The 9,158-nt window shown below is 67.8% G+C and carries 11 protein-coding genes and 1 pseudogene; 6 read left to right on the top strand and 6 right to left on the bottom strand.

Annotated elements, in window-relative coordinates; translation table 11 throughout:
* Positions 1-87: 87 nt before the first annotated feature.
* A complete protein-coding gene (locus LVB77_RS10175; RefSeq protein ID WP_232910004.1) occupies positions 88-1,263 on the top strand; it encodes a hypothetical protein in 1,176 nt (391 codons plus the stop codon).
* A 302-nt stretch (positions 1,264-1,565) separates the two neighbouring features.
* A complete protein-coding gene (locus LVB77_RS10170) occupies positions 1,566-2,678 on the top strand; it encodes an alpha/beta hydrolase (protein ID WP_232910003.1) in 1,113 nt (370 codons plus the stop codon).
* 14 nt (positions 2,679-2,692) lie between these two features.
* Here the strand turns inward: LVB77_RS10170 and LVB77_RS10165 are convergent, their stop codons facing one another.
* The 4 genes and pseudogenes from LVB77_RS10165 to LVB77_RS10150 form a co-directional block, all read right to left on the bottom strand.
* Complete coding sequence (locus LVB77_RS10165) at positions 2,693-3,013, bottom strand: hypothetical protein (RefSeq protein WP_232910002.1); 321 nt, start codon at positions 3,011-3,013, stop codon at positions 2,693-2,695.
* 66 nt (positions 3,014-3,079) lie between these two features.
* Positions 3,080-3,358 (bottom strand): annotated as a pseudogene (locus tag LVB77_RS10160) (protein TolA); the annotation flags it as partial.
* A 312-nt stretch (positions 3,359-3,670) separates the two neighbouring features.
* Entirely contained in the window at positions 3,671-4,579 is a 909-nt protein-coding gene (locus LVB77_RS10155; RefSeq protein WP_232910001.1) for a hypothetical protein, read from the bottom strand.
* A gap of 119 nt (positions 4,580-4,698) precedes the next feature.
* Positions 4,699-5,136, bottom strand: a complete 438-nt coding sequence (locus tag LVB77_RS10150) for a helix-turn-helix domain-containing protein (RefSeq protein WP_255700569.1) — start codon at positions 5,134-5,136, stop codon at positions 4,699-4,701.
* Between the two features lie 75 nt (positions 5,137-5,211).
* Here LVB77_RS10150 and LVB77_RS10145 point away from each other — a divergent pair, with 75 nt between their 5' ends.
* The gene (locus tag LVB77_RS10145) at positions 5,212-6,060 is read left to right on the top strand and encodes a class I SAM-dependent methyltransferase (RefSeq protein ID WP_232910000.1); all 849 of its coding nucleotides are present in this window, start codon (positions 5,212-5,214) and stop codon (positions 6,058-6,060) included.
* A 98-nt stretch (positions 6,061-6,158) separates the two neighbouring features.
* Here the strand turns inward: LVB77_RS10145 and LVB77_RS10140 are convergent, their stop codons facing one another.
* Positions 6,159-7,079 (bottom strand): M14 family metallocarboxypeptidase, encoded by a 921-nt coding sequence (locus LVB77_RS10140; RefSeq protein ID WP_232909999.1) that lies wholly within the window; start codon positions 7,077-7,079, stop codon positions 6,159-6,161.
* Positions 7,080-7,378: 299 nt separating this feature from the next.
* On the opposite strand from LVB77_RS10140, the gene LVB77_RS10135 reads away from it, so the two are divergent.
* Positions 7,379-7,609 carry a DUF4287 domain-containing protein gene (locus LVB77_RS10135; RefSeq protein WP_232909998.1) on the top strand — a complete coding sequence of 77 codons (231 nt, stop codon included), beginning with the start codon at positions 7,379-7,381 and terminating at the stop codon, positions 7,607-7,609.
* A 57-nt stretch (positions 7,610-7,666) separates the two neighbouring features.
* Complete coding sequence (locus LVB77_RS10130; protein ID WP_232909997.1) at positions 7,667-8,017, top strand: hypothetical protein; 351 nt, start codon at positions 7,667-7,669, stop codon at positions 8,015-8,017.
* 7 nt (positions 8,018-8,024) lie between these two features.
* On the opposite strand, the gene LVB77_RS10125 is transcribed toward LVB77_RS10130, so the two are convergent.
* A complete protein-coding gene (locus LVB77_RS10125; RefSeq protein ID WP_232909996.1) occupies positions 8,025-8,435 on the bottom strand; it encodes a helix-turn-helix domain-containing protein in 411 nt (136 codons plus the stop codon).
* 52 nt (positions 8,436-8,487) lie between these two features.
* Between LVB77_RS10125 and LVB77_RS10120 the strand changes: the two genes are divergently transcribed.
* On the top strand, positions 8,488-9,057 hold the full coding sequence (locus LVB77_RS10120) for a hypothetical protein (protein WP_232909995.1): 570 nt from the start codon (positions 8,488-8,490) through the stop codon (positions 9,055-9,057).
* Positions 9,058-9,158: the final 101 nt, after the last annotated feature.

Raw genomic sequence — 9,158 nt, 5'->3', positions numbered from 1 at the left:
TGCAATACCCAAGGCGCGCAGACCGGTCCACCATCGCCCGAATCCGGCTTTCGATGTGGTCGAACTGACACCCTGGGGAGGGCTCTCATGTTCCGCAGCACGCTGGTTTACGTTTCGCTCGCGCTGTCCGCTACGCGCCGTCTGAAGGCGCAACTGCATGGCGTCGGCCTGACCGCCGCGCTTCCCGCACTCGCCAGTCTCGCGCTCATCGCACCGGGCACGGCGCAGGCCTTGGACTGCGGCGCCAACAACGGCTACACCTGCCTGGGCACGGCCAGCCAGTACGCGGGCGGCTTCAGCCCGGGCGTCGGCAGCGGCGGATTCGGCGGCGGCGCCTGCACCGCCACGCGCACACCGGTGGTGTTCGTGTCCGGCAACGGCGACAGCGCGATCAGCTTCGACATGCCGCCCTCGGCGGTGACCGGTTACACGACGCCGGCCTACTCGATCTACGACGAACTCAAGGCGCGCGGCTACAACGATTGCGAACTGTTCGGCGTGACCTACCTGGACGCGGACGAGCGCGCCACACCGCAGTACAACTACCACGAGCCGGCCAAGTACCAGATCCTCAAGACCTTCATCGACAAGGTGAAGCTGTACACCGGGCGCAGCCAGGTCGACGTGGTCGCCCACTCGCTGGGCTCGTCGATGACCCTGGCGATGCTGCGCTACTACGGCTACCACGGCAGCGTGCGCCGTTTCGTCAACATCGGCGGCGGCCTGCGCGGCCTGCAGACCTGTCTGAGCACCGGCTATCAGTCGCCCTACGCGCCTACCTGCAACGCCGAGGCCTACGTCTTTCCGTACGACTACTACACCTTCGGCCTGTACCCCAGTTCGGGCGTGGTCTATTACGGCTACAACCGCTGGACCGGCAGCGGCAGCAACAGCCTGCGCGCCATGCCGACCCTGCTGAACACGATCTCGTTCTACACCATCACCGCCGGCCTCTACGATCAGGTCCATTGCTTCACCACCAGCTATGCCGGCGGCTGCAGCAGCGGCGCGCTGTTCAACGCCGCCAGCAACGTCAAGGCGCAGGTGGATATCGGTACCGGCAGCAGCGCCTATGCTTACGACTGGGACTGGTCGGACGGCAGCCCCTACAACGCCGGCGGCGGCGACACCAGCGGCGGCGTCGGCCATTTCCGCTCCAAGAGCAACGCCGGACGCATCGTCTACAACATGCTGGCCACCACCTGCACCACGGGCTGCGCGAACGGCTACGTGGGCGTGAACGGGCCATCGGTGAATCGCTAGGTTCTCAGGACGCGATCGCCAAACGCCGGATCCGGCGTTGTCGCGGCTACACGGAGCGCTCCACGCGCCGGCGCAATGCCGGCGCGAGTCATCGAACCAGCTCGTGCGTGATGCTCGTTGCCGTTTCGGGCCTTGCACGCCACGTAGGCGGGCGCAGGCGCCGAGGGTGCAACCGCGCGCCCCATGGCCGTATCCGTATCGGTAACCGCACCGATACGAACACGCGCCCTTGCATCCGGCGTAACGGTCCAGTACATCGTGCGGCCACGTGTCGGTTCTCCCACACTGCCGAAGGCCCGCCCATGAAGACACTGTCGCTGCTGCTCGTGCTGTTGCTGCTCCTGATTCCCACCGCCAGAGCGGCCGAATGCAAGGACACGTCCAAGTACGCCGATGCGCGTGCCGTGATCCAGGACCTGGGGCGCATCCTCAGCCCCAACGGCGTGCAGGAGGCCTACGCGATCGAGGCCGGCGGCGTCCAGCAGTGGGTCAACGTGCGCGGCCAGGACAAGGACAACCCGATGATGCTGGTGGTGCACGGCGGGCCGGCGTCGCCGCTGATCCCGGCGATGTGGCAGTTCCAGCGGCCTATCGAGGAATACTTCACCGTCGCCAACTGGGACCAGCGCGGCGCGGGCAAGACCTACACCCAGCAGGATCCGAACGGCTACGCCGACACCCTGCATATCCCGCGCTACGTCGACGACGCCATCGAAGTGGCCGAGTACCTGCGCAAGCGTTACGGCAAGCGCAAGCTGGTGCTGATGGGCCACAGTTGGGGCACCATCGTCGCGATGCAGGCGGCGCTGAAGCGTCCTGACTTGTTCTATGCCTACATCGGCATCGGCCAGGTCATCAACGTGCGCGAGAACGAGCGCATCAGCTTCGATCACGGCATGCGCCAGGCCAAGGCCGAAGGCAATCAGGCGGCGATCGCGGAGATGGAGGCGATCGCGCCCTACCCCGGGGACCAGCCCATCACCCGCGAACGTATCATCGCCGCACGCAAGTGGGCGCAGCACTACGGCGGCCTCAGCGCTTACCGCGACACCTCGCTCTACTACTACCGCGCACCGTTGCTGTCGCCCGAGTACGACGACTGCGACCGCGCCGCCGTGGATCAGGGCAATGTGTTCTCGCTGGGCCGGCTGCTACCGGAGTTCCTGGCGACCGACATGAGCGGTGTGCGCGAGTTCCCGATTCCGGTGCTGATGTTCATGGGGCGCCACGACTACACCACGCCGTCGGAACCGACCGCGGCCTGGCTGGCGCAGGTCCGGGCGCCCTACAAGCGCGGGGTCTGGTTCGAGCATTCCTCGCACATGGTGCAGTGGGAAGAGCCCGGCAAGCTGCTCGTCAGCTTGGTCGATTACGTGCGGCCGCTGACCGAGGAAAACGCAGGCGGTCGGCGCTGAATCGGTCGTCCGGCTTAAGGCGCCGGCGTCCAATCCTTGGGGGTGAGCCGGACCGTGGCTATCTCGGGGCTAGGAGCCAGGGGAACGAGGATGCGCGCGAGGGATGCGCCCAACACCGGCAGCGCGCGCGCATCCCACTGGGACATGTTCTGCCGGAACGGCCGCATCCAGCCGTCCTCCCAGTCGCTTTCGGAAACGTCCAGATAGACGTGCCTGCCGCCCTTGCTTTCGACCCTCACCTTGTAAGGGCCGCGATCGGCTACGGTCCAATGCACAGGGGCATGAATCTTCGCCAGATGCACCGCCCTAAAGAAATCCTTCGTCGTGATCTCCATGGCCGAATCTTCCTTTGTTTGCGTTTGCGATTGAACGGCGGGCGGCGCTAGCGACGCAGCGCCGTTTCAAGGCGACTGCGCGATGTCCTGCGCTACGAACTGCAGCCGTATCCGCGGTTGGAACACGTCCTCAAACCCCGCATAAGGGAGCGGCTGCGCCTTGAGCACCGCGGCCTGGATGGATCGCTGGCCGACCGCATCGTATTCGCAGTCGGCCGCCACCGACGCCTCGACGACCATGCCACCGGGCAACTGCTTGATCTCCAGGGCGCAGCGCTGACCTACGGCCACCGAATCGGGCCGCGTCCAACGTTGCAGGATCGCGTGCTGGATGGCTTTCGCGTAGAGGTAGACATTGGGGTTTTGCGGCGCCGGCTCCTGCGCACCGGCCGCGGACACCATCGAACCTGCCAACAACGCCAGCGTGTAACGGGCCATCGAAATCCCCATGAGTTGGATGGCAGCGTTCTCGCCGCGCACGCGATCCTTGCACTTGCGGCCCAGGCGCGCCAGTGAGGCCAATGCGCCCGGCCGAGCTGGCACCCGATCCGACTTGCCGGATATGGCCGCGCCCTGCTGACGGCGAGGTCGCAATGCGGCCGCCCGGTCGCGCAGCGGATGCGGGACCGGGCGCCGGCGAGGTATCCGGCTGGCGGCTTACGGCGCCGCCGGGTCCGTGGCGACCACGGTGATGCCGCCATCCTTGTTGTGCAGGTAGGCGTAGCCTCCCTCCTGCTTCCACAAGCGGCCCGGGAAGCTTTGCGTGCTCTGTCCGATCTGCAGCGAGGTGGTGTCCTTGCGCGATGCCTTGGCGGGTTCGAGCGTTTCGTCCCATACCAGCGGTTGCAAACGCTGCAATCCAAGTTCGACCTGCGCCAGGAAGCGCGCTCCGTCCTGCGCCGACCAGTAGGCGACCGGGTCGGTGCCGGCTGGGGACTGCGGCCCCACGTACCTCACCAGGCGGCGCCCGGTTTCGCGTATCGGCATGCGATCGCTGCCGTTGTGTCGATAGAAGCGCACATCCATCGCCAGCAGCAGCTGCCGATCGTCCCAGCTCAGGGTGACCATTTGAAGGCCCGGGGCGTTCTGCACGGCAATGCCGGTTCCGTCCTTCGGTGCGGTCAACACACGGGAGATAGAGCCCTGATTCACGCCGCGCGAGCGTACCGCCCGCGACGACGCGAACCCTTGCGCCCGCGCAGCATCGCTTACCGAGCTTTCGATAAGGTCGCGCAGGCGATCGTCGCGCGTCATCGCCGTGCGCAGAGCGGCGATGGAGGTATTGCGCTGCTCCTGCGCGCGTGCATCGGCGATGCCGGCGCCGATCAGGCCGCCGCCCGCCAGCAGATTCACGCCGATGTCGTCCAATCGACTGCCGTCGGTCCAGACCGGTTTTTCTCCCGGCTCGGGCAAGCGCTCGAAGCCGGTGAGCATGCGTGCGCCGGAAACGGTCGCCGCGGACTCGTCGTATATCAGCACCGCCGCCTTGTCCTGAGCCCATGCCGCCAGCGGCGAAAATGCCATGCCCATCGCGAGCACGCATGCGCTGCGCCATTGTTTCGTCATTGTCCTGCCCCCTGTTTCAGGCGGCCATGGTACGGGATCGCCCGCCGATTCACGTTGGAAAGGCACGCTAAGCGCGCGTGCCCCGCCCTGAGTACACAACCAGCAGCCCCCCGGTCCTTCTATTGGCGCGCGCGGCGGGCATTCCGCTCGGGCCTAGTCGAGATGGCGCCCGACGCCGCCGCCCGCAGAATGCGTCGGAAGCTAGGGCACTCCATATGGCTGGCCGCCCGGCACGCGGCCGCGTGCCGCAGGCCGTCGCGCAAGCCGCTGAGGCGGCGGATGGCCGCGTCGATCTCGTCGGCCCTGGCCAGCAATTTTTGTCGTTCGATACGCGGCTGCCCGTCCGGCGCGAACATCTGCGCGATCTCGTCCAGCGGAAAACCGGCGGCGCGACCGAGCGCGATCAGCGCCAAGCGTTCGAGCACGCCCGCCCCGTACTGGCGCCGCAGTCCGCGCCGCCCGATCGGGGCGATCAGGCCCTTTTCCTCGTAATACCGTAGGGTGGAAGTCGGCAGGCCGGCGCGTTGCGCGACCTCCGCGATGTCCAGCTCGTCCATGCCCTTGACCTCAAGTCGACTTGAAGTTGCACAGTGCCGCCAACCCCCATCGATGACAAGCCACAGGAGAGCGACATGAGCGCGGCGCAGACCGGCAAGACCCAGACCCATCAGTGGAACGGCGCTTCGGGCTGCGCCTGGGTGGAGGCGCAGGAACTGCTGGACGGCATGTACCGGCCGCTGCAGGACTTGCTGCTGCAAGCCGTCCCGGAAGGCGGCGTCGAGCGCGTGCTGGATGTGGGCTGCGGCACCGGTTCCGTCGTCCTGGCGGCCGCGCAACGGCTGGGCCGTGAGGGCGAGTGCACCGGCATCGACATTTCCGAACCGATGATCGCACTGGCCCGCGAGCGCGCCCTCGCCGTCGGCTCATCGGCGCACTTCGTCGTCGCCGACGCGCAGACCCATGCCTTCGCTGCCGCGCAGTTCGACCTGATCCTGTCGCGCTTCGGCCTGATGTTCTTCAACGACCCGGTACAGGCCTTTTCCAATCTGCTGCATGCGACCCGGCCCGGCGGCGCGCTGTGCGCGGTGGTCTGGCGCGGCGCCGCGGACAATCCGTTCATGACCGCCGCCGAGCGCGCGGCCGCGCCCTTGTTGCCGGAGCTGCCCGTCCGCCCCAGCCAGGGGCCGGGGCAGTTCGCGTTCGCCGATCCCGCGCAGGTACGCACGATTCTGGGCGCCGGCGGTTGGAGCGACATCGATATCCGCCCGGTCGAGGTCGAATGCAGGTTTCCCGCATCGGAGCTGAGCTACTACCTGAGCCGCCTGGGCCCGGTCGGCCTCGCGCTGCAGGCCGTGGACGAGGCCACGCGCGCACGGGTGCTGGACAGCGTGCGCGGCGCGTTCGATCCCTACCTGCAGGGCGCGTACGTACGCTTCGTCGCGGCCTGTTGGCAGGTCCGCGCGCGTCGCGCCAGCCGATAGGCGCGGCCAACGAAAAAGCCGCTCGTCGAGCGGCTTTTCGCAATCCAGACAGAACGGCCGGCCCTATCGAGAGCAGGCCTTAGCGTTCGCAGCGCCGCTCAGGGATGCGCCAGCGCGAAGTCGATGGCCGCCCGCACCGCCGTCGCCTGCGCCGTGTTGCACTGCTCCGGCGTGGCCCGCGGGCTGTCGGGATAGACCTCGGTGGTGGTGCGGTAGCGCGCGTCGGTCACGCCCGCGCACAGACCCAGCGGGCGCAGCGCGTAGCGGATGACGCCCGGCGCGACCACCGTCGAACCGATGATCTCGCCCTTGGCGTCGGCCGGCGCGATGTGGGTGACCTGCTCCACCGCCTTGATCACCGCTTCCTGGAACGCCGGCTGCGGCGCCGCGGTGTCGTCGACCAGATAGAAGCCGTCGGGAATCTCGCCGGGCTCGTAGGGCTTGCCGTCGCGCGCCGCCAAGGCCGGGCGGAACTCGGATTCGTCGCTGTCGGTGGTTTCGTGCAGGTCGATATGCACCACCACGCCGGCGCTGACCGGCTCGACCAGGCGCATCAGCGCAGCCGACTCCGCGGCCGGGCTGTCGGCGCGGAAGGAACGGTTGGGATCGATCGCCTGCGGATTCCAGCGGTGGATGCGCTCGTAGGCCCAGGGGCTGATGCAGGGCGCGATCAGCAGATTGATGCGACCGGCGTAGTCGGCGGCATGGCGGTCGGCGAATTCGAGTGCGCCGTGGACGCCGCTGGTCTCGTAGCCGTGCACGCCGCCGGTCACCAGCGCCGTGGGCAGGCCGTCCTGCCAGTCGCGGCTCTTGATCGCGAACAGCGGGTAGCTGTCCGGCGCGTAGTCCAGGCGGCCGTACTCGACCACGTCGAAGCGCTCACGCAGGGCGTCGATCTTGCTCAGCACATCGGTTTCGTAACTGCGATGGCGGACCTGCCGCGAACGCCACTGGGCGACTTCCGCCGCCCCCCATGCTTGCCCGGGGGTGCCGATGGGGTAGAAGGCTGTGGCGGTCATCGCGTCGCTTGCTCCGAGGGGCTGGCTGAAGCGCGTATTTTAACACCGCGCCGCTGCGGCTCCGGTGTGCGCCGTAGCGCGGAACGCCCTTCGCTTTCGGTCCGCTCGCGGGTCTGTTCGGCCGATTCGGAAGCCGCGCGGCCGCCGCCTTTCGGTTCGCGCCGCGGCGCCACGCCGCCTGTACACCTGGCCTCGAAAATATTTTCGCTCCCGCTGTCGATCCGGCCCCTCCCCGTTCGTCGTCCAGATAAGAGCCCCGGTCAGCGGGCGCTCGCCCACCCATCCAGGAGCTGCACGCCATGTCCTTCCAGGCCTATCTCGACAACATCCAGACCAAGACCGGCAAGAGCCCTGCCGACTTCCGCGCCCTGGCGGCGAAGAAGGGTCTGGCCGGCCCCAAGGGACTGGCCGCGGGCGTGAAGCCGGGCGACGTGATCGCCTGGCTGAAGCAGGACTTCGACCTGGGCCACGGCCATTCGATGGCCATCGTGGCCCTGCTCAAGGGCATGAAGAAGGAAGGCGACAAGTAAGCGCGACACCACAGCGCCGCCGTCAGGCGCTCCTACCCACGTACGAAGGACTATGCGATGAAAACCTATCTGGCGATGTTCACCGGCTCCCCCGCGTCCATGGACAGCTGGAAAACCCTGGATCCGGCCACGCGCGCGCAGCGCGAGAAGGCCGGCATGCAGGCGTGGCAGGACTGGGCCATCGCCCATGCCGACGCCATCGTCGATCACGGCGCGCCGCTGGGCAAAACCAAGCGCATCACCGCCGAGGGCATCGCCGACATCCGCAATGCGCTGGGCGCCTACACCCTGGTGCGTGCCGAGTCCCACGAAGCCGCGGCGAAGCTGTTCGAGCGCCATCCGCATTTCTCGATCTTCCCCGGCGACGGGGTCGAAGTCATGGAATGTCTGCCGATGCCGGAGATGTAATCCGGACTCAAGGGATCGCGCCGATCGCCTCGCGGCACGCCAGCCCCGGATTCGGGGCCGGCGGCGCATCGCCGCGCCGCAGGTGGCCTTCGCCCCAGACGCGCACGCCCTCCACGATAGGCAGCAAGGTCAGGCCGTAAGGCGTGAGCCGGTACAGCACCGGCGCCGGCGCGGCGCCGGTGGGGTCGCGCTCGATCAGGCCGTCGGCCTCCAGTTCGCGCAGTTGCTGGGTCAGCACCTTGGGCGAGATCGGCGCGACCCGGCGCGTGAGACCGGCGAAGTGCAGCTCGCCGTGCGCGAGCCAGTACAGGATCGTCAGCTTCCATTTGCCGCCGATCGCCGCGAACGCCGCCGCCAGCGGGCAGCCCTCCAGCGCGCTGGGCCGGGCATGCTTACCTGCAGGTGCGTTCTTGTTCATGGACGCCTCGCGCTCGCAATCTGTACGCCATCATCCGCAACGGAGCCTGGCGATGCAAAGCAAGCGGCGATACGGTCCTGTTCTAGGCGGCCTGCTGGCGTTGTCGGCGCTGTCGGCGTCCACCGCCGCGCCCGCGCCCGACGACGGCGCGCACGGTTTCGATTGGGAAATCGGCCGCTGGAAGACCCAGGTGAAGCGCCTGGTGCGGCCGCTGTCGGGCTCGCAGGAGTGGGTCGAGTACAGCGGCACCAGCGTGGTACGCGAGGTGCTGGACGGGCGCGCCAACCTGATCGAGTTGCGCGTGGAAGGGCCCACCGGCCGCATCCACGGCACCAGCCTGCGTCTGTACAACCCGCAGACGCGGCAGTGGAACATCAACTACGCCAGCGCCCACGACGGCATGCTCACCCGCCCGGTGTACGGCGGTTTTCGCAATGGGCGCGGCGAGTTCTACGGCCCCGACGATCTCAACGGTCGCGCGATCCTGGTGCGCTTCGTGATATCCGACATCGACGCTAATTCGGCCCATTTCGAGCAGGCCTACTCGCAGGACGGCGGCCAGACCTGGGAGACCAATTGGATCGCGGTCGATACGCGCATCGAGGACCAGCCCAGGCCCTGATCGCGTCACCGCGCCGCAGGAAACGACTGCGCGGCGCAGCCGGCACGGGTACGATTCCTACCCGCGTGCGCGCCCGCGCACTCGTCCGAAGGATGCCGTCG

It is taken from the genome of Lysobacter sp. 5GHs7-4, from assembly GCF_021284765.1.
Lineage (GTDB): Bacteria > Pseudomonadota > Gammaproteobacteria > Xanthomonadales > Xanthomonadaceae > Lysobacter.
The sequence above is the reverse complement of the archived record's forward strand: the minus strand, read 5'-3'. Positions and strand labels throughout refer to the sequence as shown.